This window comes from Methylobacterium aquaticum (assembly GCF_001043915.1).
GTDB classification, from domain to species: Bacteria; Pseudomonadota; Alphaproteobacteria; order Rhizobiales; family Beijerinckiaceae; genus Methylobacterium; species Methylobacterium aquaticum.
Window position 1 is genome coordinate 1 of sequence record NZ_LABX01000055.1, and the last position, 24,944, is coordinate 24,944.

Here is a 24,944-nt window from a genome sequence, read left to right on the forward strand (position 1 = left end):
CGCCCCCCCCGGCGCGCGCGTCGCGGGTGGAGACCCCGGCGCGCATGGAGTGCCCGGAATCCCCCCCAGAATCGAGCCCGGAAGCAGCAACCCGCCGCTGCACGATCAGGGCGATCGCATTGCCGGAGAGGCGCCCGCCGAGGCGGGCATCCGCGAGGGCGCGGCCTTCCGCGCCGTCGATCGCCACAACCGCCTCGGCGGGCGCCTCTCCGGCAATGCGATCGCCCTGATCGTGCAGCGTCGGGTTGCTGCTGCCGGGCTCGATCCTGGGGGGTATTCCGGGCACTCCATGCGCGCCGGGTTCGCCACCAGCGCCGCTCGCGCAGGGGTGGGCGAGATCGCCATCGCCCGCCAGACCCGCCACGCCAGCCTCAGCGTCCTGCGCCGCTACGTGCGCGAGGGCCGCCTGTTCGATGAAGCGCTCACGGAAGAGATCGGTCTGTAGGCTGGCGGGTTGATCAGGCTTGATCTATCCCGCGTACATGGAGGCCGCAGAGATGATGAAGGATGCCACGTCGCGCTCATTCACGGCGCGATCCGCTGTATCCAGATGTGCCTCCTCGCCGAATTCGAGTGCCCCCTTGCGGCTTAACGCGATCGCCATTGTCGCCTGCTGGACCTGTCTGTGAGATGACCTCGGACCCAATGACAACCAACCTCGCCGCTTCCCTTCGGAGCGTCCGGCGGCGCATTGCCGAGATCGAGATGCGCTCGTCGGCACGGGCCGCCGGGATCGAGAAGCTCTATCAGATGGGGGAGAATTCATCAGACGCAGAGGCTGCCCTCTACGACGATCTCGACGCTCTCGTGCTCCTGCGAGTTCAGCAGTGGGCACTTCAAGGCATGTTGGATGATGCTGGAGCCCCTACCGGGGAGGATCTCAGCATCATCCAGACGAAGATCGCTGAGATTGAGCAATTGCGAGGCGCTCTCGAAGAACCGCCTGAAAACCATACGAAGATCGTGTCATTCCGCACGGTCACCCATCTCACGCGTGAACTTGATGAAACTCTTTCAGTGTTGCGGAAATCGCAGTATCGCTCAGGATCGGTACAGAGAAGTGATCTTAGCTCCTGAATTTCAGCATGAGCTTCACTAATGATCGGGCGTGTCCACGAGTTATATTAGGTATTATGCATCCTCTCTCTGCTTACCCGACGAGGATGCTGTAAGGTTGTGCTGTTTGAGTGAGTAATTATTAACCTTTAGTCGATACCGAGATAATATCATTCAAAGCAGGATATAGCTGAATGTTACATTTCGGAGACCTTGTACGGGAACTCTTTGCGTGAAGCGCGGGTTAGGCTTTCGAGAAGAGTCTTCATCTGTCTCCTCACTACAGCGCGCCCGTCAAGGTCCTAACCCTCCGGCGGGCGCTCTCCTGTCCAAGAAATCCTCCGAGCAATTACCGCTCATTATCTCTCCCTTTATGCGAGTACAGAGTGAGAGATGAGGCGCCCGAACATAGCCTCATCTCTCAGAATTTTTTCAGGCGACACTAAAACGAGTGCAGGGCATTGCCTCTGCTGGCTCTGGATGCTGATGAACGCTCGCAGTGGAGCCGAGAGGTTGTCGAAAGCGCTGTCGCTTAGGCCAGAATGTCTAGTTCACTTCGGCCTCCGCCTTGACCGAAAGCGCACCTTTTATTAACAATTGCAAGTATAGTTGCTGATATAATCCAGAACCAGACTCTGGGTCACGCTCTGGCGCTCGCCGAGCGCCACGCTCTTCGACTGCATCCGCATGACCGTTCAGACATCGAGTGGTCGGGCCTTACGGAGCAAGGCGCTCGTCGTCGGTTTCGTGCTGCTCTCTGGACTTGCACCTGTCGTCTTGGCGCTGTGCCCCCGCCCCGGGGAGCCGGTCGCCGTCGTGACCTTTGTTCCAGACGCGCCGCTGCCGCGTGCGATTGCTGCTGCGGGCGGACAGATCCTCTGGATGTCGACCCACGGCCACGTGGCCGTCCTTCATGCCTCACGTCCTGATCTCGTTGAGGCCCTGTACCGCGCTGGCGCGACCCTGGTGCTGGCTGCTTCCCCCCTGAGTGGCTGTCTCCCTACCGCCGCTGTGTCCTCTCTTCGGCAGGCTCCACGCTCATGACCACCCCCAACGGCCTTGATCGCCTTCGTCGCGCATTCCTGCCCGTCCTGCTCACCGGGCTCGGCTTGCTTTATCTCGCCGTCGTTGTTGCGGCCTGGATCACTAGTGGGCAACCTCTTGCTGTCGCAAGCGTAGGCGGGGCGCTCCTTAGCTTGGTCTTCATCGCGGCCTACCAATCAGGCGCTGCGCTCGTCACCCGTCATCTCTCCTCCGCCGCCACGATGGCCCTGGTCGGCCTTCTCGTGTTCTCTCTGGCGGGGACGCACCTCCAGATTGACATGCACATGGTGTTCTTCGCGGCGCTGGCCGTGGTCGCAGGCTGGGGCTGCTGGTCATCTGTCGTGATTGCGACGGCCGTGGTCGCCGTGCATCACCTCGCGCTCAACGTCATCTACCCAGCCGCTGTGTTCCCCAACGGGGCCGACTACGGTCGGGTCGTCCTGCACGCCGTCGTCATCCTGATCGAGGCTGCCGCTCTCATCCTGGCGGCACGTCAACTGACCCGCGCCATCGCTGAGTCCGAGCAGGCGGCTGTCGCGGCTGCACAAAGCGCGACGGCGCAACGCCTCGCTGAGCAGACCGCGCAGCAGGAGCGTGGCTTCGAGGTTTACCGGCAGCACTCCCTGGCCGAGGTGGTCACAGGCTTCCGGGATCACCTGATCGAAGTCGAGCGGCAGGTCGAGGAGCAGACGATCGGCATGCGCGAGACCGCGTTGGCCTTGAGCGGCGTTGCCACGCAATCCAGCCAACAAGCGTTGCAGGCGCGCTCAACAGCGACTGCCATCGCGCAGAACGTGCTCTCCGTCTCTGCGGGCACCGAGGAGCTTAGCGCCTCGATGGCAGGGATCGTGACGCAGACTGGACAGGCGCGCGACTTGATCCAGCGGATCAGCGATGAGGCTCGAACCACCAACGTCGACGTTCGGGAACTCGCCGCGACGGCCGAGCGGATCGGAGCCGTGATCGGGCTGATCAAGGCAATTGCGGATCAGACGAACTTGCTGGCCCTGAATGCCACGATCGAGGCCGCACGGGCGGGCGAGGCAGGGCGTGGCTTCGCCGTCGTTGCGGCCGAGGTAAAGGGCTTGGCATCCCAGACGATGCGGGCCACGGACGAGATCGTCACGCAGGTCAACGCGATCCAGGGCTCCACGGGCAAGACCGTGAGAGCCATCGATGCGATCGCCTCCTCGATGCAGGAGATCGAGGGGCTGACGGTCGCGATCACCCAGGCCGTGGCCGAGCAGCAGAGCGCTACGGCTGAGATGTCACGGACGATCGCACGGGTGGCGCAAGGCAGCACGGATGCGCGTGAGGGGGCCGAGATTGTAGCCCACGCAACACAGGAGACGCAGCAGCACGCGGAGGAGGCTCTGGGCGTGTCCCAGACGCTTCGGGCCGTTGCCCAGACCCTGACGCACTCCGTGGAGGAGTTCGTCAGTGCCGTCACCCGTGATCTGACTGAGCGCCGTGAAGCCCTGCGCGTGCAACTCGACGAAACTGTGATGGTGCGGATTGACAGCGGGGAGAGTGCCAGCCGCCTCTGTGACCTCTCGCAGTCAGGGGCGCGCATCACCATCGTGCCGGGCCTCGCAGTCGGTAAGAAGGTCGACGTGACCTTCGCAGATGGTCAATGCGTTCAGGCCGAGGTGATGTGGGTCTCAGCGGAGATGGCGGGGGTACAGTTGATGGAGAGAGTCAGGCACCCAGCCTTGACGCATGCGAACAAGGCTCATGCGGCGTAAGACTGGTTCAAGGGCTCGGCGTTCATACATGGACTAAACTCAACGTCCGCACTCATGTCGTGATCGACGACAGGGTTGCTGTACTCCATCCATAGTGCTTCTGCGCAGGTGGATCCGGAGTTCTTGGCCTGGGCAGGGTTGGCCGATGAGGTAGCCCTGCACCTCCATGCAGCCCTCTGCCCGAGCCACATCGTACTGTTCCTGTGTCTCGACCCCTTCGGCCACGACGATCATGCCGAGCCCCCGGCCGAGTGCCGCGACAGCGCGCACGATGAATGCCGCTTCTTCGGTCTTGCTTCCCACAGAGAGGAAGGAGCGGTCGATCTTCAGCTTGTAGAACGGGAAATGGCGCAGGTAACTCAGGCTGGAGTAGCCGGTCCCGAAATCATCCAGAGCAATGCGCACGCCAAGGCTCCGCAGATCGTGCAGCACCGCGCTCGCTCGCTCGTCATCGGCCATCAGCACGCTTTCGGTGATCTCAAGCTCCAGGCGCTCAGCAGAAAGCCCGGATGCATCAAGGGCGGCGCGCACAGCCGGAAACAGGTTACCGTGCCGCACCTGCACGGCCGAGACGTTCACGGCCACCCGCACGTGCTCGGGCCAGCGCCGTGCTTCGTGAGTTGCGGCCCGCAACACCCACTCCCCGAGCGGCACGATCAGCCCCGTCTCCTCGGCCGCGGGGATGAAGTCACCCGGCGGCACGAGCCCTCGTGAAGAATGGCGCCAGCGCACCAGCGCCTCGGCCGATGCAATAGTGCCGGTCGCGACGTCGAGGATCGGCTGGTAATGCAGTTCGAACTCGCCGTGCTGGAGCGCGCGTCGCAGATCGAGTTCGAGCCTGCGCCGTGCCTCCGCCTCCTCGTCCATCGCGGGCTCGAAAAACCGGAAGGTGTTCCGCCCCTCCGCCTTGGCGCGGTAGAGGGCCAGATCGGCGCGTCTGAACAGGGTCTCGGCCTCATCCCCATGCTGAGGCGTCAGGGCGATGCCGATGCTCACGCCGACCTCGGCTTGCTGTGCGCCGAGGACCACGGGCGCCTGCACGACCTCGATCAGCCGCTGGGCGACCAGGATCGCCCGATCCGCATCCTCGCCCTGGTGGAGCAGCACGGCGAACTCGTCGCCGCCCAGGCGCGCCACCGTGTCCTCCCCCCGCAGCGTGGCCCGGATCCGGTGCGCGATCTCGCGCAGCAGCGCGTCGCTTGCAAGATGTCCGAGCGTGTCGTTCACCGCCTTGAAGCGGTCGAGGTCGAGGCACAGCACCGCGCAGGCACCGCCCCGGCGACGCAGTTCCGCCAGCCGCTGATCGAGGCGCTCGCGGAACGTCGTGCGGTTGGGCAACTCGGTCAGCCCGTCGTGCTGGGCCATCCAGGTCACCCGCCCCTCGGCCGCCTTGCGCGCGCTGATGTCGATGTGCGTGCCGACGATCCGCAGCGGCTCTCCCGCAGCATCACGGGCCACGACCTTGCCGCGCGCCAGCACCCATCGCCACGCGCCGTCCTTGCACCGGAGGCGGCACTCGATCCTGAACGCGGGCGCCGCGCCGCGCAGATGGTTCTCGATTTGCTGGAGGGCTTGCGCCTTGTCCTCCAGATGCAGGAGGCGCACCCAGGTGTGCCGGTCGACCCGAAGCTCCCCCGGCTCGTAGCCGAGCATCCGGCACCAGCAATCCGAGACCCAGGCCGCGTCGGTGACGAAGTCGTAGTCGAACAGACCGTCGCTGCCGCTGCTCGGTGCAGTCGAGGCTGATCCCGGAGATCCGTGCGGCCCGCCCGCGCGCATCGCTCGCCACGCGGCCGAGGCCGAGCACCCAGCGCTCACCGCCTTCCGGCAGCGGCACCCGGAACTCGGCCCTGTACGTCGAGCCTGTGGCGATGGCGCGCCTCGCCTCGCGGCGGAGTTCGACGAGATCGCCCGGGTGGATGGTGGCAGCCCATTCTTGCCCCGTGATGAACGGCGAGCGGTCCTCCGGCAAGCCGAGGTGGCGCAGGGTCTCGGGCGAGAGGTGAGCGTGGTCGTCGCGCAGATCCCAATCGAACAGTCCCGCTCCCGCCGCTTCCTGAGCAAGCCGCAGCCGGGTGGTCGCGGCCTGCAAGGCGTCGTGGGCGGAGACGCTGGCCAGCGTCATCTCGTGCAGGCGCAGATGCGCGACGACGATCCTGGCGAGATCCCGGAGTTGCTGGCGCTGCTCGGGCGAGAAGGTGCGCGGCTTGGTATCGAGCACGCACAGGCTGCCGAGGCGGATGCCGGGCCGCACGATGAGCGGAGCACCCGCGTAGAACCGAATGCCGTGTCGGCCGGTGACGAGCGGGCTCTCGCACACGCGCACGTCTTGCAGCGCATCCTCGATGACGAGCACCTCGTCGGAGAGGATCGTGTAAGTGCAGAACGCCGCCCCACGCGGCGTGCCGTCAGCGTCGAAGCCGCACCGGGCCTTGAACCATTGGCGCTCCTCATCGACGAGGGAGACCAGGGCGACCGGCAAGCCGAACATTACCTGGGCATTGCGGCAGACGGCGTCGAAGTGCTCCTCGGGCGCCGTACCGAGGATGTCGAGCGCGCGCACGGCCTCCAGGCGCTCGGCCTCGTTGGACGGCATGGGATACACGGAGGATGCTCTCGTTCACGCGATGTGGTGTCGACCTTAGCACGGCAACCTGCGGGAGACGCGTAGGCAACACTGATTAAGAGGCAGAAAAACAACCTTTGGTCGAATTTGTGTGTCTGCTGTCGCGACCCAGCACGCGCTCAGGTCGAGATCGGTCCGCGCCCTTCCAGGAAGCAGGAAGGTTCTCCTTCTCGTCGCTCTGGTACGACGGTTTCACAGCAAGCTTTGATGATGGGGGCGGCCATCGCGGTCCGTGTGCATCCAGACGTTGGCTTGGGTGTCACAATGTCGAGCGCCGGGCCCACGTCGTGCTCTGACTGTTCACTGTCGCGCAGAGAGGCTCACCTGCGTCTAGGAGGTGATCGTGGGCAGGCTCGCCGGATCGGTGATGGCTGCCACGACCCTGGCCATGTCATAGGGCTTGGCGATGAATCGCCCGTCGTCGGGCACGTCCCGCGGCTTGGGGGCGCATCGCCCAGAGGTAATCACCAGCCGGATCCGCGGCCAGCGCTCAGCGACGCGACGCGCCAGATCGAAGCCGTTCATCGAGCCGGGCATGTCGACGTCGGTGAACAGCACGCCGATGTCGGGCCGCTCTTCCAGCAGGCGCCACGCCGCATCGGCGTCGCCCGCCTCCAGCACGCAAAAGCCCGCCTCCTCCAGCATGTCGGCGGCCATCAGGCGCACCAATCCCTCATCCTCGACGAGGAGCACGAGAAGCGGAGAAGCAGGATCCACTGTGAGCACCATGCTCCTCAACCATCCAGATATCAGTTAAGTTCGCTTTTGGGTTGCAGGCATGGGCTCGGCCGTTTCCTCGTGCGCGGACACGTCCCGCCGTTCCGTTGCGATCACCCCTAACGCTAAGGTAAATGGGTTAGACAACCCTCAACTCGAATGACCTGGAGGTGGGTCCGCGGTGAACACCATTCCCGCCTCTCAGGCATCGGATGCATGCTCCTGGTCGGAGTCGGAGCGGTTGGCCGCTCTTCGTGCTTACGAAATCCTCGACACGCCGCCGGAGCGGGCGTTCGACGACGTCTGCCAGATCGCCGTCCAGGTGTGTCGCACACCCATCGCCGTCGTCAATCTGATCGAGGACACGCGGCAGTTCTTCAAGGCAGAGATCGGGGTGGGCGTGCGCGAGACGTCGCTCGACGTCTCGATCTGCCGACAGGCGATCCTGCAACAGGATCTGGTGGTCGTTCCCGACCTGAGCGGCGACTCACGGTTCGCCTGCAATCCTCTGGTCACGGGGGAGCCGCACCTGCGCTTCTACGCAGGAGCCGTGTTGCGCACCTCGGAGGGGCTGCCGCTCGGCACCGTCTGCGTCCTCGATCACAACCCGCGCCCGCAGGGTCTCACGAGCGAGCAGGCCGAGGTACTTCAGGCCCTCGCGCGGCAAGTGATGACGCTTCTCACACATGGCCGCCTTGTTGCTACTCTGGCCAAGCGTGAAATCGAACTAGAGCAAGTGCAGGAGATCGCAGGAGTCGGCGGGCTCGAAGTCGATCTGAGAGATGGCATCAGAAATCGCCGATCATCGCAGTACCTGCGCATCCACGGACTCTCTCCGGATGCCCTTCACGAAACGCATGAGGATTGGGTGCAGCGGATCCACCCTGATGACCGAGAGGAGGTGGAGCGCTACTTCCTCGACGCCGTTCGTGGTGACGCGCGCGACTACCGGGCCGAGTACCGCATCATCCGGCCCAGCGACGGCGAGACCCGTTGGATCACCGCCGTCGCCAAGATCGAGCGTGATGAGACGGGTCGGGCCTTGCGCCTGATCGGTGCGCATCGCGACATCACTCATCGCAAGATCAACGAGGAGGCGCGCGAGCTACTCACCCGCGAGTTGTCGCACCGCATCAAGAACATCTTCGCGGTAGTGAGCGGACTAGCCTCACTGACCGCGCGCGGGAACGAGCTTGCGCAAGACTACGTGCGCCGCTTCCAGGAGCGTCTGCAAGCGCTTGCGTTGGCACATGAATACGTCCGTCCATATGGCTCAATATCAAATTCCGCGAGCCTAGAACAAACCCTACAAGGTCTGATACGCACGCTGCTGGCACCCTACATGGAGGATGCGCAGAACCGCTTCGTTATTGAGGGAGACGATGTTGCAGTCGGCGAGAAGGCTGCGACAGCACTCGCCCTGATCATGCACGAGCAGGCCACGAATGCGGTCAAATATGGCGCCCTCTCGACGGCTTCCGGGCGGGTGACGATCAGCCTGCGCTGCGAGGGCGGAACACTGCTCATGTTCTGGCAGGAGCGCGGCGGTCCGTCGATCGCGGGCGCGCCGCAGCGGCGCGGGTTCGGAACCAGGATGTCGGCCAGGAGCATCGAACTTCAGCTAGGCGGTGAGATCCGCCACGAGTGGGAGCCGGAGGGGCTCACGATGCGCATCGCAGTGCCGGTCACGCATCTCGTGGCGTAGGCTTTCGCATTCGGCTCAGCGCGCCATCCGATGCAGCGCTGCCACGATGTCCCCGGGTCGGTAAGGCTTGGCGAAGAACACCCCTCGGGCGGGAAGAACGACGTTCTCGATCGCGTGATGGCCCGAAGTCAGGATGATCTCAATCGGCGGCCACCGCTCGCGGATGCAGGCTGCCAAGCGCATCCCGTCCATCCCCCAGGGCATGTCGATGTCCGTGAACACGATCCGGATGTCGAGTCTCCAGGATGTCGATCGCTTCGTCCGCACTCGCGGCCTCCACCGCCTCGAACCCGGCATCCTCGACCACGAGGACGACTAGGCGCTGTTCAGATTGACGCTTGCCCACGCGACGCTTTCGATCGGATCAGGATTGTTGAACTTGGCTGAGGGGCGCTGTCATGACTGCCTCGACCCCGCTTGAGGGGTAACGAACCGTCACCCCGCCCGTTCCGACGAGGCCCATGCTGATCAATCGGGAGCCGAAGCCGCGGCGACTCGGCTCGGCAACGGGTGGGCCGTCCCGCTCGCGCCACGCGAGATGAATTGCCGCTTCGGCTCCCCGGCCCTCGACGCGCCACGTCACCGAGACGCGCCCGGCAGCGTTTGAGAGCGCGCCGTACTTCACCGCGTTGGTTGTCAATTCGTGGAGCAGGAGCGAGAGAGACAGCGTCGCTCGCGGGCCGAAGCTGAGGTCAGGCCCGTCTACGTCGAACCGCTCAGCTTGTCCTACGCCGTGTAGCACGCCCGTAACGATAACCCTGATCCGAGCCGCGCTCCAACTCTGCTGAAGCAGTACGTCATGAGCTTTAGAAAGGGCGAGCAGCCGAGAGGTGAATGCCTTGACGGCGTCCTGCTCCGTGACGGGACGCAGCGTTTGCAGGGCGATCGCCTGTACCATCGCCAGAGTGTTCTTCAGGCGATGCGAGAGTTCGACGTTGAGCATCCGCTGCTCGGTCTCGGCGCGCACCTTGGCGAGCGCTGCGTCGGCGCGATCCGCCACGCCTTTCGCGAAGGCGACCTCCTCCATGCTCCAGGCCCGCGGCTCGGTCGCGTGTGCGAAGAGCACGCCGACGAGGTCGCCCGCGACGATGATCGGGATCGTGATCTGCCCGCGGACCGCGATCGCCTGATAGCTCGCCGTGTCGCTGATGAGTTGCACCTCACTGAGAACGTCGGCGCTCACCAGAGGACGACCGCGCTGAAGCCGCTGGATGGTTGCCGGAAAGCCGTCGAGCGGATGATTGCCCACGAGGCTGCCAGTCCCTGGCGCTGTCCAGTCGCGCTCAACCCGGAAGCCGCCGCAAGGCGTGTCGACCACCGCGTAGCCTGCACGATCGACGTCGAGCGTTCGCCCGAGGATCTCGGCCACGATGCTGACCACCGCCTCGGTGGTGTCCGCCTCGCGCAGGCGGTCGCCGAGTTCGAGCAAGGCGCCCATGCGATCTGTGGCGAGGCGGGACGCTGTGATGTCCATCACCGTCCCAACCATTCTGACCACACGATCCATGTCATTGCGCTCGAACCTAGAGCGTCGGTTGATCCAGCGAAGGCGGCCGTCATCCGCACGATGGATCCGGTAAACGACCTCAGTGGCGGCACTACCGTCCTGGCGAGATGCGTGGTTCGAGTGTACGGCGCGGTCCTCGGGTACGACGGCAGCCTCGAAGAGGGAGGCGACGTAGTTCGGCGTAACGGGCACGCCGAAGATCCGGCAGAACTCGGGCGAGACGCTCATGGTACCGGAGGCCACGTCGATCTCGAAGGTGCCGACTGCGCCAGCCTCTTGCGCAGCCTGGGTGCGGGCCTGTTCCTTCGCGCCTTGCACGGCCCGTTCCAGCAGCGTGCCTCGCCTCTCAAGCAGAAGTGTGGGGATGGGATCGGTGGTCCTCGCGACGCGGCTCGGTTCGAGGAGTGCCACGACGTGGCGGGCCAAAACTTCCAATGCCAGCGCCTGCTCTCGCGACAGGCCGCCCGATCGCGGCACAGTGTCGATGACGCACAGAGTCCCGAGACGGTGCAGTCCGCCTTGAGCGAGAAGCGGCGCACCCGCATAGAACCTGCCCTGTGGCTCGCCCGTGACGAGCGCGCCGTTGCGCGTGCGCGGATCGAGCGCGAGATCGGGGATGATCAGGATCTCCGCTCGCGCAAGAGCGTGCGCGCAGATGGATTGATCGACCGGAAGCTCGCCGACTTCATGGCCGTGGTGAGCCTTAACCCATTGGCGGTCGCGATCCAGGAAGCTGATTAGCGCGATCGGAACAGTGCAGGCTGTGGCAGCCACCAGGACGATGTCGTCGAAGTCCGCCTCGGGTGGAGTGTCAAGGACGTCGTATTCGGCCAACACCGCGAGGCGATCGCGATCAGCGACGAATGCGGCAATGTCGTCAGGGAGCGGCACGGGGTCGACCTGATCAGGAACCTGCTCGGCAGGTCGCAGGGAAGCCCGATCAGACGCGATTGCACAACCCTCGCAGTGAGGGTGAGCGCGGCCCTAATGTCGCGGTCGCGCCTTGGACGAGGATGGGTTAGCGTGTGAGCCACAGGCCCGTGTAGCTCAACGTGGCGGAGTAGACGGGACGTCCATTCTCGTCGGTGACCAGGACCACGAAGGACTGGTGATCGCCGTCCCGCGGCACCTCATCGCGCGCGATGTTCGGCAACAGGCGCATCGCCTCCCGGCGCGCTGCGGTGAGATCTGGAAGCTCGGTGCCGACGTTGTCCCTTTCTGGTCCGTTGAGATCGTGGATGTCGAAGAAATAGCGTGGCATGGCTCCTCCGACTCCGAGCCGTAGCTGATCAACGCGACCTAGACACTAACGCAAGTTGGTGTGGGTGTTCGGCAATGCTGTCGGTCAGGCGATCATCGAGGTCGATCAGCGTGGTTTCAGGATCGTTGGACCAAGCGGGCGTTAAAGTAGTTGAGTAAGCAGCAAGCCCGAGCAGCATCAATCCTTACCATATGGTCGCAATAGATGATTTTGTGGAGATCACGTCGGCGAACGCGATCCGCGACGTAGCAGGACAATGTCACCATATGCCATGGATTGACGCGGTCCTCATGGAGGGTGAGGCGGCTGCACACCTCCGCGGAACCAACGCAGTGCAGCGCGAGTTTTCGCAGTGCAGCACGTGTTGGCTGGCCGTGCTGTAGCCCTCATGGGCGTTTCCTCCCTAGACTTGGGCCGCACCGAGCGTGCGGCCTAATTTTTGTGTAGTGGCAGCCCGCTGGAGCCCACGGCTGGTGAGCAGTTCGTTCACATCCACTTGAAGTACTGGGCTGATATCTCAGGCGCTCATGCCGAGCCTGGACCTCGCCACCATGACAGTGCATCAAGACCACCTCGCTCTGGCGAGGCGACACATCGTCGAAGGCGAGGTTCACCCAGCTTCGGTCTCAGGGTCGCGATCCCGCCAAGGCCGAACGCCTCCTCGCGGCTTTCGAGGAGACGCTCGCGGCCATGTACGAGCACTTGAGGAGCCTCCAAGTCGAGCAGGGAACCCGTTGACCCGCTCCTCAGCGGCCATCTGCTGAACCGCCTTGCTTCGGACAGGATCAGCGGGGAGACGGTCCGCGCCGCCTCCACACTCGAACGACGAGGCTGCCCTTTGATCGACGCCGCAGACAAGCTCGTCGACCTCGACCGGCAGATCCAGGAGCGGAAACTGTGGTCGTCCGCAAAGTCGAACATGATGTCGGCCGTGTCGCACTCGCCATGAATGCGCTTGAGGCTGTCGCGAACGAGATGATGTTGATCCATCCAGGTGCCGAATGGGAGTCGCAGCCCACCCTCCGACGCTGGGCGTATGACCCCGCTCGCACAGTTTCGGCTCTAGGGACCCCGTACCGTCTAGGGATAGACGCGATCTAGTCGAACGTTCCCAGGGCAGAAATTCGCGCGGCTCGCATGTACATTGCGAGATCAAGATCATCCTCAAGCCGATCTTCAAGCAACAACTTCATGTCACTCAAGTCAGACCAAGACTGATACTCATGCTGATGCTCCATGGCCACAATGGCAACGGCAAGAGCTTTGTTGATGATATGCCACATACGATAAGAGTCGATTTTCATAGAAAATTACCTTGTGTACGATCAGATATTTTGAAAGACTGAATAGATTTGAGATTGAGAATTTTATCAAAACGACTGGGTGATATCGCCTGAAATTGGCGAGCCCAAGGACTAAACTAACAGGGATCTCCGAAAGTATCAACCACGAAGTTTTGTTGACTTTGAATCGTGGCGTCTATCCAGGGCGCACGCGATGGGCGCTGTTCCCGCGGGTTCTTTCAGCCTTGCTCAAACTTCGGGCGGGTCGCGCTGGGCTGGTCGTCACCATGGCGACCGTCGACGGCAAGCCGAAGGATCCCGACGAGCGCGAGGTTCGCGGCTGCGATCCCGGTGAGCCCGTCGAACATCGCACCCGCTCCCCCGAGGTGATGATCGCGGCGCCCACGAGCGGGGCAAGAGCCTGGGCGACCAAGTTCGGCGCCGCGAGGCGCCCCATGATGGGGGCGTAGCGGTCAGCCCAGAATAGGGCGAGTAGCAGCGTCTCGCAGGCGATCAGTAGAAGTGGTTACCCGCCTTGTTGTCGGGTCGCTTCGTGCGCGCGGCTGGGTGGCGTCCGCGATCATGCTGCTGGCCACTGTGTCCCTGGCGACTAGCTTGATGCAATGGCCCTTGAGGCCGTCCGCGGCAGGAGCCGCGCCTTCGCTCACGCCGTGGAGCCGAGCGCAGCATCCGTCCAAGCTTAGAGGCATCATGTCGAAGAACCGCCCCTCTCTGGATCGTATCAACACCTACGACAAGAAATCCGACGACCTCACTGTCATCATCGAGACGCCCAAGGGGAGCCGCAGCAAGTACGCCTACGACCCGGAGATCGGCACCTTCACGCTGAAGTTCGTGCTGCCCGAGGGCATGACCTTCCCGGTCGATTTTGGCTTCGTACCCTCGACGCAAGGCGAGGATGGCGATCCGCTCGACGTCATCATCCTGCTCGACGAGGGCCTTGCAGTCGGGACGAAGGTGAGCGCGCGGCTCGTGGGCGCGATCGAGGCCGAGGAGCGCGAGCGGGACGGCGAGTGGGAGCGCAACGATCGCCTGCTCGCGGTGGCGACGCACGCCCACGCCTACGAGAAGGCGCACGATCTCGGCGACCTCAACCCGAACCTGCTGACCGAGATCGAGGAGTTCTTCACGCGCTACAACAAGCTGCACGGCAAGGAGTTTCGGGTGAAGGAGCGGGTCGACGCCAAGGCGGCGGGGAAGCTCGTGAAGAAGGGCATCGCTGCGTTTGACGACGCCTAACCTGCTCGTGATGCGCGCACGGTCGCCGACGTGATCACCACGCGGACGGGGGCAGGGCTGCGACGCCGAAAGGCTAATCCCAGTGAAGCTGCCGGGCATCGCGACCGAGCCGAGCGTCGCGGCCGCGATCGGCACGAAACCCCGGGATCCGAGCCGACGTGCTGGCGCATGTCCCGGCGCTGCTGGATCACCTGCGGCGCTGACTTCCCCGCGGCATTGACGCTACTCCCGGTCGCGATCAGCCGCTCGTAGGTATTTGACGAAGAAAATCCTGTCGTGTCCGGGAGGGTAGTCGCTGATGCGACCGCACTCCTCGAAGCCGAGCTTGCGGTAGAAGTTGGGCGCCTGGAAGGTCCAGGTGTCGAGCCAGATGCCGCGAAGGCCCCGCTCGACCGCCGCCTCCTCGGCCAGCGTCATAAGCCGACGCCCCAAGCTGCGGTTCCTGGCGCGCCCGAGCGCGAGCAGTTCCACCTTGAGGAAGTCATAGCCGATCTCACCCCATGAGCCGCCGACGATCGCGTTCTCGCGGTCGCGCACGGTGACAGCCCACTTCTCCCAGTTCCCCGGGCCGACACTCATCTTGTTGTAGGCCGACAGGGGCTCCAGGATCCTGTTCAGGACCTCCGCATTGGGTTCGGCCTCGATGTGGAGCGTCCAGTCCACGTCGGCCATGACAAGATCTCCGATCTCGACCTCTGAGCTTGGCACCTCGGGCGTCTCGCCTCAGGATGCCACGGATCGCGGTCGATGCTGGGCGTCAGCACCCGGCCTCCTCCGGCGCTGTCGCGTGGGCGTCGGACACCGATGTAGGCATCGGCGGGGATCAAGCTGCCGCGGCAACGGTATCAGCCATCCGTGCCCCGCGTGTGCCGAGCGGTTCAGATCGGCCTGAAGTGGTATCCTTGGCTGTCTGGTGCTCCATCTCGGCGTTGACCTCGGCACCGAGCAGCACCACGGTCGTGGAGATCCAGATCCACGTCATGAAGCCGATCGCGGCCCCGAGAGAGCCATAAGTCTCGTTGTAATTGCCGAAGCTGGAGACGTACCAGGAAAACAGGGCCGAGACGATGAGCCAGAGCACGGCAGCAAGGCCGCTCCCCCAGGTCACCCAGCGCCACTGAGCAGTGTCACGGCTCGGACCGTAGCGATACAGCAGCGCGAGGCTGCCGAGGACCACGAGCAGCAGGACGGGCCAGCGCAGCAGCGCGATGTACCAAGCTGTCGCGCCCAAGCCGAGGAAGGCCAGCACCGCCGGTACAACGACGATCGCCACCAGGGCTAGGATCACGAAGAACAGCGCACCAGCCGTGAAGGTGAGCGATCGAAGATTGAGCCAGAGAAAATTCCGCTTCTCCTTCTCACCGTAAACAATGTTGAGCGCGTCGAAGATGGCCTTTACGCCACCATTCGCACTCCAGATCGATAAGAGGATACCGAACACCGCGGTGAAGCCGAGCGTACCCCCACCTTTCGAGGCGATCCGTTTGACCTGCTCACCGATGATGTCGAGCGCGCCGCCCGGCAGCACAGCTTGGAGATTGCGTAACTGAGAATTGATGGTCTCAGGATCAGCGATTAGACCGTAGAGTGAGACCAGCGCCCCGATGGCAGGAAAGAGGGCGAGGATCGCGTAAAAGGTCACCCCAGCCGCGACCAGCAAGACACGGTCATTGCTGAACTCGCGGAAGACACGAAGGCCGATGTCCCTCCAGCCCTTGGCCGGGATCTCAGATGGGGTCTCTGCCTTGCGACCCCGATCAGCTTCTGTGTCCGCGACACGCTCTGCTGCGGCGCCCTCATGTGAGCGAGGTCCCTCCTCGGGTCCGAGTTGACCCGCCCCGTCCGACTGTGCCCACCGTGGACTACGACGTGGCAAAGCAACGACGCTGAGGAGAGCCATGCCGAGGAAAACAATCCAGACCGTTGATGCGGACCCAGATTGAGACTTATCTGTCGGTGTTGAGATGTGATCGATCATGGCGCAGCCTGAGGGTTATGCCTAAGCGTCCGCCTCGGCTGAAGATTTAACGTGCGTGTTGCCTCTTTGTTGCCGGTCGCATGTGGGCGAAATCAATCACCACGTGCATGGCACGGCTCTCACCGATACTAACTGCGCGAGGTGCTGTTCCAGTGTTGGGAAATCCAGGAGCGTCCTGCCCGCCTGGAACCGCTACTCGGCCGTCATGAATACGCGGGCGGTATCGCCGACCAGCACTTCCACCCCGTGGAACCCGCGGCCGTGCGGCTGACGATTGCCGGAGGTTCTGACGGGCATCCCAGGCCGCAGGCATGCATTCGGTTTCACCCGTATAATATCCCGCGACGACGCCGCCGTCATCGTGAGCACATCGGAATTCATCTCCGGGCTCTGTGCAACGAACTGCGCACGAGCATGATCGGTCTGCGTCCGGTGGTCGTGAGGATGGAAATCGAGGACCACGACGTGCTCCATGACCGAGCCGTCTCGATCGGGCTGATCGTGAACGAATGCCTTACCAACGCGCTCAAGTACGCGTTTCCCGATGATCGGGCAGGCACGGTCGTCATCCGGTTCGCGCGCGAGGGAGACACCTTCGTCCTGCTGGTGAAGGACGATGGGATCGGGATCGCGTTCGAGCAGCCGCGGTCAAGCGGCACGGGTCTCGCGCAGCGGCTGATCCGCTCGATGGTCGCACAGCTTGAAGGGACCTACGACATCCGCCCGGACGCGGGCGATCCGGGCACGATCGTCACGGTCCGGTTCCCCGCAAGATAACCAGCACACGACTTGCGGTCGTATGGTGCCGAGCCAGAACGTCCTCTCGCTCGCTGCTTCCACGGATCAGGGCGCTGCACGCCTTCGGCGCGGGGCCAGTCCGCGAAGTCCACGACAGACGACCTTCTATCATTCCGCAGGAGCCGTCATCGTGGTCGGCTGGCGGCCAGCGAGGGTGTAGAACGCCACCGCCGCCAGGAAGACCATCGCGCCGAACCCGCCTGCCACGGCGAGTACCAGCCGGAACCCGCCCACCTCGTGCAGCAGCGCGATTAGCGGCACCGCGAACCCGCTCACCGTGAACCCCAGGAAGTAGCGCACGCTGAACGCCTTAGCCCGGTGCCGGGCAGGCACGCAGCGCGCCACCATCGCGTCGTTCACCACCACCTGCCCGTAGATCGCCGCCGTGATCAACACGAGGCCGACGAGCAGCGCCACCCCGCCCGTTGTCGACGCGATCCACAAGCCGAGCGGCTGGAGCGCCGCGAGGCCGACGAAGATTGTGGGCAGCGTGAACCGATCGACGAGGCGGCCCATCAACAACTGGGTCGCCGCCCCGAACACGAACACCGCCGTAGCCAAGGAGCCAGTCAGCACGAGGGGCAGGTCGAGCCCGAGGCGCTCGTCGAGTACCTTGGGTAGCGCAATCGTGATCACGTTGAAGGTCATGCCGCCCGCCACCACAGCGAGCCCGAACACCGCCAGGATGGCGAGTGGGCGCGTCACCGGGATGAGCGCGCGGTGCCGCTCGCCTTATGGGTCTGCTCGTCGCCGTCGCTCGGAACCATCGCCAGGAATGCGGCTCCAGCACCGAGGCAGACGAGACCCGGCAGGATGAGGGCCCCCTGCCAGCCGAGGATGGCGGCGACGATCGCCGTTATCCCCGGGCGGACGCAGTCCCGAGGTTGCCCCGGACACCGTTGATCCCGAGATCGCGGCCGAGGCGGCGCGCGTGGGTCACCAGCATGGTCGAGCCGATAGGGTGGTAGATGGCCGAGGCCACGCCCAGCACCAGCAGCCACATCGCGAAGGAAGCTCGGCTCGACGCCGTCGCCACGCCCAGACAGGACACGCCGTAGCCGAAGAAGAACACCGCCAGCATGGTGCCCCGCCCGAAGCGGTCGGCGAGCCAGCCCATCGGCAGCGAGCACAGGCCGAAGGCCACGAAGCTGCCGGTGGCGAGCCCGATCAGCGAGCCGTAGCTCAGGCCCGTGCTGGCTGCGATGGCGATCACCGCGGTCGGGTAGATCAGCAGCACGAAGTGGTCGAGCGCGTGGGCGACGTTGACGAACAGCAGGGTGCGTCGGGACAGGTGGTCTGGGCTCATGAAGGCGTCCGCGTTCGAGGCGGCGGGATCCTACCTTGACCCGCGTGCGCGGTCGGGCCGAACTTGCGCGCGATCGGGCCAAAATGGGAGCGGTGATGCGCTCGGACCGCGCCGCAGACTACCAGGACGTGCCGCGCCCGTTGGCGGTGATGCCAAAGCTCTACGCGGCGGGCAGTGCCACCGGATCTCACAGCCATCCGCGCGCGCAACTGCTCCACGCGGCGTCCGGGGTGATGGTGGCCAGCACGGAGCGCGGCACCTGGGTGGTGCCACCGGGTCACGCGCTCTGGATCCCACCCGGGATCGTTCACGACGTGACGATGTGCGGCCCGGTGTCGATGGCGTCCGCCTACGTCGCGGCCTCGCCCGCATCGGTGCCGTGAACGTCGTGTCGGGTGCTGCGGGTCTCGCGCCTGCTCGCCGCGACGCTGGCCGCCCTCGCCGAGGAGCCGATGCTCTATGACGAGGGTGGGCGCGGCGGGCTGCTCGCCGCGCTGGTGCTCGACGAGATCGGGGGCGCGCCCGAGACGCCGCTCGTGTTGCCGATGCCGCGGGAGCCGCGGCTGCGGCGCGTCTGCCAGGAGATCGCTGCCGACCCGGGATGCGCCCGCGATCTCGACGCGTGGGCAAGCGAGGCGGGAGCCAGCCGCCGCACGCTGACGCGTCGGTTCCGGGTGGAGACGGGCCTGAGCTTCGGCGTGTGGCGGACGCGGGCGCGCGTGGCCCGGGCTCTCGCGCTAACCGCGGACGGAGCGCCGTTTCGTGACGTCGCCGCCTCGGTCGGCTACGCCAACCCACAGGTGCTGCGGGCCGTTGTGCGGCGTGCTCTGGATGAAGGTGTGAGCGGACGACCGAGCCGCGCGCCGAGATCGGCTCGCGTCCAGCAGCGTGCAGGCATGAGCACCAGAAGTTGAGGTCGCGGGCAACGTGTACGACGATGCAATCGCATCAATCGGGAGAAGGCGCTCATGCGGTTTCCGATGCTCGCAGCCGACATCGCCCAGTCCAGGTCCAACGCGCTGCCGGAGTGGTCGAGGCTCAGACGGATCCTCGTGTCTGCCACCCTTCTGGCCTTCGTAGCCGCCGGGTCGTGAGTCGCCACCGCGCCATCCCGGGCGGTCGATCCAGACCTCGCGCGCGTGATCGGCTTCATGGTCTTGATCAAGACGGGATTGACCGCGATCACGTTCGCGGCCTGCCACTGGCGGCTTGCACGTCCGCCACGCTCGTGGCGAGCCGCGGCCTATGTCGTGGGCCCGCCGCTCATGGTCATTGGCGTGATCATGCTGGGATCGCTACGCGGGCTGGGCTTGGGCGCGCTCGGGTTTTATCTCGGGCTGCTGTCAGTGCTCGCCGCCGCGCTCACCGACGAGGAGTTTTTCCCATCCGGAAGGCTGCGGAGAGACTGAGGATCGCATGCACTCCACCTACCGCGAACACCGCGGCCTGCTTGCTGATCGGCGTCGGGTGGCCGCGCTGTGGTCCATCGAGACCCGTGACTCCGGTCGGCTCTCCGCGCCGTACCGCGTCCTGCCGGACGGCTGCCTCGACATCGTGCTGCGCGTCCTGCCGGGCGGCAGCGGCCGTTTCGCCGAGCCGGAGGTGCTGATCGGCGGTCCAACCTCCCGTCCTGATCTCGTCACCATCGTGCCCGGCAGCTTCGTCTGCGGCGTGCGCTTCCTACCCGGCCAGGGAGGCGTGATGCTTCGCCATCCCGCCCGTGACCTCTACAACCAGATCCTCGAACCCGACGACACCATGCGTATTCTCGGCCCGCTCGCGGGCGAGGTGAAGGGCGCGCGCACCGCCGACGAACTCCGCATGCACCTCGCACGGCTGGTCACGCGGCTGTCGGCTCGGGCAGAGGGCGGGCACGAGCCACCCGAGGTACGCGCCTACATCGACGTGATGACGCGAACGAGAGGCCGGGCACGCATCGGCGAATTCAGTCGCTCCATCGGTGCGAGCGAGCGCACGCTGCGGCGGCAAGTCACGGCAGCAGTGGGCCTCTCGCCCAAGACACTCGCCTCGGTGCTGCGCTTCCAGCACACGCTGAGCCTGATCCGATCCGGCACGGGACTGGCCGAGGCAGCAGTCGCGGGCGGATACTGCGATCAGGCCCACATGACGCGAGAGTTCCAAGCGCTCGGCGGGATCACTCCGGGCGAGAGCGCACCGGGCTGACCGATTTCTTCAAGACCGCTGACCTGCGCCTCGGCATCCTCATGGAGAGGCTCCCGGAGGATCTGACCCATGCGGCTTGGCTACGTCATCATCTACGTCCCGAACGTGCCGGAGGCGCTCGCCTTCTACGAGCAGGCGTTCGGGATCCAGCGCCGCTTCCTGCACGAGAGCGAGCAGTACGGCGAGCTTGAGACCGGCACGACGGTGCTCGCCTTCGCCAACGAGACCTTCACCCCAACCCATCAGGCGTTCAGGCCGAACCGCCGCGCCGAGCAAGCGGCCGGTGCCGAAATCGCGTTCATCGTCGACGACGTGGACGCCGCCTACCGGCACGCCCTCGCGTCCGATGCGACGCCCTGCTTAGAGCCAACTCGCAAGCCCTGGGGACAGGTGGTGGCCTACGTGCGCGACCTGAACGGCTTCCTGGTCGAGTTGTGCACTGAGGTCGGCGGCTGACATGAGGCAGAAATTCCTCCAGCCGCGCTACGGCATCGACGCGCCGGGCGTGGTTCGTGGCGCGCTCCTGAGCGGAATAGCGGCCATTCTGGCGGGTGCACTGGTCCCGCCGTTCCGGATCGTGAACATCGACATCCGGTTCGTCGGACCCTTGCTCATCGCGGTCGGCATCGCGTGCCTGACCCTGTTCACCTCGATGATGGCCTACGCGCTCTTTGGCAAATTCCGGGTGCGCGACCGTTTGCTGGGCGCGGTCTCCTGGCGGGGAGACGAACAGGTTCTCGATGTCGGCACCGGTCGCGGGCTGCTCCTGGTCGGGGCGGCGAAGCGGCTCACCACAGGCCACGTGGTCGGGATCGACATCTGGCAGACGCGCGACCTGTCCGGGAACGGTCTCGCCGCCGTGACCGCAAACGTCGCCCGCGAGGGCGTGGCCGATCGCGTAGCGCTACGAACCGAGGACGCGCGCAGCATGAGCTTCGCGGATGCCTCGTTCGATGTGGTGCTCTCGCTGCTGTGCCTGCACAACATCGAAGATGTGGCTGAGCGCGAACGCGCCTGTGGTGAGATCGCCCGCGTGCTGAAGCCGGGCGGCACAGTTGTGCTGGGTGACTACGCAACCCTCGGCAAGCAAGCCGCGGCTTTGCGAGAAGCTGGTCTGCACGTCGGTGAGCAGCGGTCGCTGGTTCGCGTAGCCCTCGGTCCCATGTGGATGGTTACAGCAAATAAGTAGTTGTTGAGCGAGCCAACCGAGCGAATGCTGGAAAGGTAAGCCGTAACTTCATGACTATGGAACCGGCGCAATGACTGCCTCGATCGCGGCGAGTAGTTCGCTCGGCAACGCTCAGGGCGCTCCAGATGGATGAAGTGCGTTGCTTCAGGAAGCGTGACGATTATGGCGGAGGCCGCCCTCAAGCTTTAGCTTTTCGCCAATGCGGCGAAGGTCCGGCTTCGGATTGTAGGGCTCGTCTCAGCCAGGAATGCCCGTCAGAACCGCCCCGCAAGGGTCAGGCGCACCGCGGTCGGTTCGACGGGGTGGAAGTGCCGCTCGGCGACGGCTGCGGCCTCTCCGGGCAGGCGGGACTCGTAGTAGTAGGTGATCTGGTCGGCCTTGGCGTTCGTCAGGTTGAGCACGTCGAGGGCGAGGCTCACGCCGTTGTCGAAGGCGTAGCCGATCCGGCCGTTGAGCAGGGCGGTCGGCTTCGAGCGCACCGAGTTGTCCTCGATCAATGGCCGGGGGCCGAAGTACCGGAAGCGCAAGCTGCCGAACCAGCCCTGGCCTTCGCCGAAGGTGACGCCCGCCGACGCGATGGTGGTCGGCGCCTCCGGCACGCGCTGGCCGACAGGATCGCGGTCGGAGAAGCGCGCGTTGGTGATCGTCAGATCGCCCTCCAGCCGCAGCCAGGGCGTGATCGCGTAGTGGTTGCTCCATTCGATGCCGAAGCGCCGCGTCGGGCGGCTCGGCTCGGTGGTGCCGGTATCGCCCTGGAACAGGTTCTCGGAGGCGAAGTCGAGTCGGAACAGAGCGAGGCTGGTCTCCAACCCGGCGATCGAGCGGTTGCGGATCCCGACCTCGTAGCCCGTTGAGGGCACCAGGAAGGGCGAGCGGCTGATGTTGAACAGAGGGCTCGCCGGATCGACCGTCGCGGTGACGCCGCGCGCGTCGTTCGAGTGGAAGCCGCCGCCGTAGTTCAGGTAGATCTCGGTATCCGCCCACGGCCCGAACACCGCCCCGAGCTTCGGGTTGACGATGCTGTCGCGGGCGCGGCCCGAGTTCGCGGGCGTGTCGGAGTGGACGTCGGCATAGTAGCCGTCCGCCCGGAAGCCGACGCTGGTGCGCAGCCAGTCGGTCCAGCGCACCCGGTTCTCGTAGTAGAAGGCCGCGCTCGCCTCCAGCACCCGATCGTCGAGCACGGTCGAGCGGGTTTGCCGGGCCGTGGTTTTGAACAGGCCGACCCGGATGTCGTCGGTACGGGTCTGCACGCCGATCTCGTTCTCCATGGGCAACCCGAACAGGTCGCCCTGGAAGACGCGGCTGATCTCGCCGCCGCCGAGCACCCGGGCGTCGCGCTGGCGGAACTGGTCGCCGTTGACGGGGTCGTTGAGGAAGTAGGTGAAGTTGTTCCAGAGGTTCATCTGGTAGCGGATCACGTAGGCGGAGGCCCGGGTGATGCCGCCCGCGTCCGACTGGCTCCAGCGCCCAGAGAGCGAGAAGCGCCCGGTATCGCCGCCATCGGTCGGGTCGAGCGTGCCGTAGCGGCCGATGATGCCCTCCGCCACCGCCCGCTCGGGGATCTGGTTGGTGGCGTTCCACTTCGCCCAGTAGGCCATGCCGGTGACGGCAAAGCCGTCCGTCGCGGTGCCCTGGCTGTAGCGGGCGACGCCGTTGAGCTTGCGCAGGGCGTCGGGCACGACCCACGGTCCGTCGTAGGTCTGAGCCTCGCCCGCTACCAGGAGGTTACCCGCGCCGAGCGGCACCGAGGCGGCCGAGAGCCCGCGCTTGTAGCCGAAGCTGCCCAGCGTGGTCAGCGCGATGTTGCGGTCGAGCTTGTCGAGGTAGTCGATCCGCACCGAGCCCGCGGACGCGAAGTCGCCGTCGCGGACGAAGTACGGCCCTTTGTGGAACTCGACCGCGCCGACGAGTTCGGGGATCAGGAAGTTGAGGTCGGCGTAGCCCTGGCCGTGAGCGTGGGTGCGCATGTTCACCGGCATGCCGTCGACGTGGAGGGCGATGTCGGTGCCGTGGTCGAGGTTGAAGCCGCGCAGGAAGAACTGGTTGGCTTTGCCCTCGCCAGAATGCTGGGTGACGATCAGGCCCGGCACTTCCTCCAGCACCTCGCCCGGGCGGGTGACCGGGCGGCTGTTGATCTGGGCGCCCGAGATGATCCCGGCGCTGGCAGCATCGACAGGGCGAAGGCCGCCGCCGATCCCGCTGATGCCTCCGACGTACCCGGCGCTGGCGGCAGTGCTGGACGACGCGGGCCGCGGCGCAGCGACTTCGATCTCGTCGAGGCGGATCTCACCCGCCGCCTCCTGAGCCACAGCAGGGCGAGCCAACATGAGCGCGGCGGCACATGTAAAGACCGATGGGACTATCGAGAGGCGGGAAGTAGGCACGGGCGGGACCTGGGTAACGGCAGTGGCACGTCACCGCGAACAAGGCCGCCCGGATCCCGATGACCCGTATCGACACCCGCCAGGACACCCCGCCCGACGCGCTTCGCGCGTGACCACGACTGACGGTAGGTCTCCTGGCTCACGGGTCGCTGCCTTCATGCCGTCTTCCCGGATGAGCTTCATCCAGTGACTTGGTGGCGGAAGACTCACCGTTCACAGTTGCGGGGGCAGCCGAGGTCTTGGCGCTCGCGCGCCTCACCGCGTTCCCTTTTGATCCCCGAGGGGAGCCGTCAAAACAACTCTTGGCGAGGATTGTGTTCGGCGTCAACGCGACGGTCGACATTCCCATGAACCGTGCTCTGGCCGCGACACAGTGTTTGTTCTTCACGACCATGGCGCCTAGCAGCGGGCTGGGCGGAACCCAGACCGCCGCCGTTCACAGACGAGAGGAACAATGACGAAGAACTCATGGTTTGGGAGCCGTTGTTGCGCAACCCATGACCTCTTCGAAGTGCTTCTCGGCCTTCGCTTCGATCTTGTCGAGATCCTGGCGGATCCAGGAGATCAAGGCTTTGAGTTCGCCCAGCGTCCGACAGTCGTGGCCGATGGTGATCCTACCGTCGACGGTGCCGGTGATGTAGCCGAGCCCGACGTATGTGGTGCGTCGTCCCGGATGATCGTCGAGCCAGATATCCAGGTAGGTGTTCCGCTCTTCCTCGGTGACTATGATGCGCTCTCCGTCGTCGTACTGGCGGAGCTTAGTTCGGGATTTCGGCGATGTGGATCCGCATCGCGTCCAACAGCTTCACCACTAGCAGGCTCGCCGTAATTCCGCCATGAATGTGGCTGAAATGCGGCGGCGCCTCACAAGCAAATAGGGTCACGGTTGGGTTGCTTTTCG

At 65.0% G+C, this 24,944-nt stretch carries 25 protein-coding genes, 1 pseudogene and 1 riboswitch; of the genes and pseudogenes, 13 read left to right on the plus strand and 13 right to left on the minus strand.

What is annotated here, in order from left to right:
- From VP06_RS07735 to VP06_RS07745, 3 genes are all read left to right on the plus strand, one after another.
- A partial coding sequence (locus tag VP06_RS07735; RefSeq protein WP_483428592.1) for a site-specific integrase occupies window positions 1–445 on the plus strand: 445 nt, incomplete at its 5' end.
- Between the two features lie 200 nt (window positions 446–645).
- Window positions 646–1,077, plus strand: a complete 432-nt coding sequence (locus tag VP06_RS36055) for a hypothetical protein (RefSeq protein WP_156295490.1) — start codon at window positions 646–648, stop codon at window positions 1,075–1,077.
- A 1,019-nt stretch (window positions 1,078–2,096) separates the two neighbouring features.
- On the plus strand, window positions 2,097–3,845 hold the full coding sequence (locus VP06_RS07745) for a methyl-accepting chemotaxis protein (RefSeq protein ID WP_048463256.1): 1,749 nt from the start codon (window positions 2,097–2,099) through the stop codon (window positions 3,843–3,845).
- A gap of 39 nt (window positions 3,846–3,884) precedes the next feature.
- Here the strand turns inward: VP06_RS07745 and VP06_RS07750 are convergent, their stop codons facing one another.
- The 3 genes and pseudogenes from VP06_RS07750 to VP06_RS07760 all read right to left on the minus strand — a co-directional run bounded on the left by VP06_RS07750 (window position 3,885) and on the right by VP06_RS07760 (window position 7,200).
- Window positions 3,885–5,498 carry a putative bifunctional diguanylate cyclase/phosphodiesterase gene (locus VP06_RS07750; protein WP_245291091.1) on the minus strand — a complete coding sequence of 538 codons (1,614 nt, stop codon included), beginning with the start codon at window positions 5,496–5,498 and terminating at the stop codon, window positions 3,885–3,887.
- A 151-nt stretch (window positions 5,499–5,649) separates the two neighbouring features.
- Window positions 5,650–6,441 (minus strand): annotated as a pseudogene (locus VP06_RS37935) (GAF domain-containing protein); the annotation flags it as partial.
- Window positions 6,442–6,801: 360 nt separating this feature from the next.
- On the minus strand, window positions 6,802–7,200 hold the full coding sequence (locus tag VP06_RS07760; protein ID WP_048463258.1) for a response regulator: 399 nt from the start codon (window positions 7,198–7,200) through the stop codon (window positions 6,802–6,804).
- A 169-nt stretch (window positions 7,201–7,369) separates the two neighbouring features.
- Between VP06_RS07760 and VP06_RS07765 the strand changes: the two genes are divergently transcribed.
- The gene (locus VP06_RS07765) at window positions 7,370–8,893 is read left to right on the plus strand and encodes a PAS domain-containing protein (RefSeq protein ID WP_082167254.1); all 1,524 of its coding nucleotides are present in this window, start codon (window positions 7,370–7,372) and stop codon (window positions 8,891–8,893) included.
- A gap of 15 nt (window positions 8,894–8,908) precedes the next feature.
- Here VP06_RS07765 and VP06_RS38925 read toward each other — a convergent pair whose 3' ends face one another.
- The 4 genes from VP06_RS38925 to VP06_RS38555 all read right to left on the minus strand — a co-directional run bounded on the left by VP06_RS38925 (window position 8,909) and on the right by VP06_RS38555 (window position 13,312).
- Window positions 8,909–9,115 carry a hypothetical protein gene (locus tag VP06_RS38925; protein ID WP_425350893.1) on the minus strand — a complete coding sequence of 69 codons (207 nt, stop codon included), beginning with the start codon at window positions 9,113–9,115 and terminating at the stop codon, window positions 8,909–8,911.
- Window positions 9,116–9,257: 142 nt separating this feature from the next.
- Window positions 9,258–11,291, minus strand: coding sequence for an HWE histidine kinase domain-containing protein (locus VP06_RS07775; protein WP_048463260.1), 2,034 nt, complete (start codon window positions 11,289–11,291; stop codon window positions 9,258–9,260).
- A gap of 127 nt (window positions 11,292–11,418) precedes the next feature.
- Window positions 11,419–11,661, minus strand: coding sequence for a DUF6894 family protein (locus tag VP06_RS07780; RefSeq protein ID WP_048463261.1), 243 nt, complete (start codon window positions 11,659–11,661; stop codon window positions 11,419–11,421).
- Between the two features lie 1,522 nt (window positions 11,662–13,183).
- The gene (locus VP06_RS38555; RefSeq protein WP_280950176.1) at window positions 13,184–13,312 is read right to left on the minus strand and encodes a hypothetical protein; all 129 of its coding nucleotides are present in this window, start codon (window positions 13,310–13,312) and stop codon (window positions 13,184–13,186) included.
- A 343-nt stretch (window positions 13,313–13,655) separates the two neighbouring features.
- On the opposite strand from VP06_RS38555, the gene VP06_RS07790 reads away from it, so the two are divergent.
- Entirely contained in the window at window positions 13,656–14,204 is a 549-nt protein-coding gene (locus tag VP06_RS07790; protein ID WP_048463263.1) for an inorganic diphosphatase, read from the plus strand.
- Window positions 14,205–14,426: 222 nt separating this feature from the next.
- Here VP06_RS07790 and VP06_RS07795 read toward each other — a convergent pair whose 3' ends face one another.
- The 3 genes from VP06_RS07795 to VP06_RS37050 form a co-directional block, all read right to left on the minus strand.
- Window positions 14,427–14,876, minus strand: coding sequence for a GNAT family N-acetyltransferase (locus VP06_RS07795; protein ID WP_082167255.1), 450 nt, complete (start codon window positions 14,874–14,876; stop codon window positions 14,427–14,429).
- Window positions 14,877–15,027: 151 nt separating this feature from the next.
- Entirely contained in the window at window positions 15,028–16,182 is a 1,155-nt protein-coding gene (locus tag VP06_RS07800) for a YihY/virulence factor BrkB family protein (protein WP_048463264.1), read from the minus strand.
- Window positions 16,183–16,374: 192 nt separating this feature from the next.
- Entirely contained in the window at window positions 16,375–16,644 is a 270-nt protein-coding gene (locus VP06_RS37050) for a hypothetical protein (RefSeq protein WP_197093157.1), read from the minus strand.
- On the opposite strand from VP06_RS37050, the gene VP06_RS07805 reads away from it, so the two are divergent.
- The gene (locus VP06_RS07805; RefSeq protein WP_245291092.1) at window positions 16,627–16,959 is read left to right on the plus strand and encodes a sensor histidine kinase; all 333 of its coding nucleotides are present in this window, start codon (window positions 16,627–16,629) and stop codon (window positions 16,957–16,959) included. The genes VP06_RS37050 and VP06_RS07805 overlap by 18 nt on opposite strands.
- A 129-nt stretch (window positions 16,960–17,088) precedes the next feature.
- Here the strand turns inward: VP06_RS07805 and VP06_RS37940 are convergent, their stop codons facing one another.
- Both VP06_RS37940 and VP06_RS37945 read right to left on the minus strand, forming a co-directional pair.
- The gene (locus VP06_RS37940) at window positions 17,089–17,685 is read right to left on the minus strand and encodes an MFS transporter (protein WP_245291093.1); all 597 of its coding nucleotides are present in this window, start codon (window positions 17,683–17,685) and stop codon (window positions 17,089–17,091) included.
- 151 nt (window positions 17,686–17,836) lie between these two features.
- The gene (locus VP06_RS37945; RefSeq protein WP_245291094.1) at window positions 17,837–18,286 is read right to left on the minus strand and encodes an MFS transporter; all 450 of its coding nucleotides are present in this window, start codon (window positions 18,284–18,286) and stop codon (window positions 17,837–17,839) included.
- A gap of 44 nt (window positions 18,287–18,330) precedes the next feature.
- Between VP06_RS37945 and VP06_RS37950 the strand changes: the two genes are divergently transcribed.
- From VP06_RS37950 to VP06_RS07835, 6 genes are all read left to right on the plus strand, one after another.
- Entirely contained in the window at window positions 18,331–18,669 is a 339-nt protein-coding gene (locus VP06_RS37950; RefSeq protein WP_245291097.1) for an AraC family ligand binding domain-containing protein, read from the plus strand.
- Between the two features lie 12 nt (window positions 18,670–18,681).
- Window positions 18,682–19,200 (plus strand): helix-turn-helix domain-containing protein, encoded by a 519-nt coding sequence (locus VP06_RS37955; RefSeq protein WP_245291095.1) that lies wholly within the window; start codon window positions 18,682–18,684, stop codon window positions 19,198–19,200.
- Between the two features lie 225 nt (window positions 19,201–19,425).
- Window positions 19,426–19,695 carry a hypothetical protein gene (locus tag VP06_RS36060; protein WP_156295491.1) on the plus strand — a complete coding sequence of 90 codons (270 nt, stop codon included), beginning with the start codon at window positions 19,426–19,428 and terminating at the stop codon, window positions 19,693–19,695.
- Between the two features lie 7 nt (window positions 19,696–19,702).
- A complete protein-coding gene (locus VP06_RS33655) occupies window positions 19,703–20,470 on the plus strand; it encodes a helix-turn-helix domain-containing protein (protein ID WP_053081598.1) in 768 nt (255 codons plus the stop codon).
- Window positions 20,471–20,539: 69 nt separating this feature from the next.
- Window positions 20,540–20,926 carry a VOC family protein gene (locus tag VP06_RS07830; protein WP_048463265.1) on the plus strand — a complete coding sequence of 129 codons (387 nt, stop codon included), beginning with the start codon at window positions 20,540–20,542 and terminating at the stop codon, window positions 20,924–20,926.
- Between the two features lies 1 nt (window position 20,927).
- Window positions 20,928–21,659, plus strand: a complete 732-nt coding sequence (locus VP06_RS07835) for a class I SAM-dependent methyltransferase (protein WP_048463266.1) — start codon at window positions 20,928–20,930, stop codon at window positions 21,657–21,659.
- Between the two features lie 254 nt (window positions 21,660–21,913).
- On the opposite strand, the gene VP06_RS07840 is transcribed toward VP06_RS07835, so the two are convergent.
- Window positions 21,914–23,986 (minus strand): TonB-dependent receptor, encoded by a 2,073-nt coding sequence (locus VP06_RS07840; RefSeq protein ID WP_048463267.1) that lies wholly within the window; start codon window positions 23,984–23,986, stop codon window positions 21,914–21,916.
- A 164-nt stretch (window positions 23,987–24,150) separates the two neighbouring features.
- Window positions 24,151–24,350: riboswitch (cobalamin riboswitch) on the minus strand.
- Window positions 24,351–24,497: 147 nt separating this feature from the next.
- On the opposite strand from VP06_RS07840, the gene VP06_RS36065 reads away from it, so the two are divergent.
- A complete protein-coding gene (locus tag VP06_RS36065; RefSeq protein WP_156295492.1) occupies window positions 24,498–24,872 on the plus strand; it encodes a hypothetical protein in 375 nt (124 codons plus the stop codon).
- The last annotated feature ends 72 nt before the right edge of the window (window positions 24,873–24,944 follow it).

Coding starts and splice junctions, on each gene's coding strand:
- VP06_RS36055 (WP_156295490.1), top strand. CDS start 646: ATGACAACCAACCTCGCCGCTTCCCTTCGGAGCGTCCGGCGGCGCATT.
- VP06_RS07745 (WP_048463256.1), top strand. CDS start 2,097: ATGACCACCCCCAACGGCCTTGATCGCCTTCGTCGCGCATTCCTGCCC.
- VP06_RS07750 (WP_245291091.1), bottom strand. CDS start 5,498: ATGCTCGGCTACGAGCCGGGGGAGCTTCGGGTCGACCGGCACACCTGG.
- VP06_RS07760 (WP_048463258.1), bottom strand. CDS start 7,200: ATGGTGCTCACAGTGGATCCTGCTTCTCCGCTTCTCGTGCTCCTCGTC.
- VP06_RS07780 (WP_048463261.1), bottom strand. CDS start 11,661: ATGCCACGCTATTTCTTCGACATCCACGATCTCAACGGACCAGAAAGG.
- VP06_RS38555 (WP_280950176.1), bottom strand. CDS start 13,312: ATGTTCGACGGGCTCACCGGGATCGCAGCCGCGAACCTCGCGCTCGTC.
- VP06_RS07790 (WP_048463263.1), top strand. CDS start 13,656: ATGTCGAAGAACCGCCCCTCTCTGGATCGTATCAACACCTACGACAAG.
- VP06_RS07795 (WP_082167255.1), bottom strand. CDS start 14,876: ATGGCCGACGTGGACTGGACGCTCCACATCGAGGCCGAACCCAATGCG.
- VP06_RS07800 (WP_048463264.1), bottom strand. CDS start 16,182: ATGATCGATCACATCTCAACACCGACAGATAAGTCTCAATCTGGGTCC.
- VP06_RS07805 (WP_245291092.1), top strand. CDS start 16,627: ATGGAAATCGAGGACCACGACGTGCTCCATGACCGAGCCGTCTCGATC.
- VP06_RS37945 (WP_245291094.1), bottom strand. CDS start 18,286: ATGAGCCCAGACCACCTGTCCCGACGCACCCTGCTGTTCGTCAACGTC.
- VP06_RS33655 (WP_053081598.1), top strand. CDS start 19,703: ATGCACTCCACCTACCGCGAACACCGCGGCCTGCTTGCTGATCGGCGT.
- VP06_RS07830 (WP_048463265.1), top strand. CDS start 20,540: ATGCGGCTTGGCTACGTCATCATCTACGTCCCGAACGTGCCGGAGGCG.
- VP06_RS07835 (WP_048463266.1), top strand. CDS start 20,928: ATGAGGCAGAAATTCCTCCAGCCGCGCTACGGCATCGACGCGCCGGGC.
- VP06_RS07840 (WP_048463267.1), bottom strand. CDS start 23,986: ATGTTGGCTCGCCCTGCTGTGGCTCAGGAGGCGGCGGGTGAGATCCGC.
- VP06_RS36065 (WP_156295492.1), top strand. CDS start 24,498: ATGACGAAGAACTCATGGTTTGGGAGCCGTTGTTGCGCAACCCATGAC.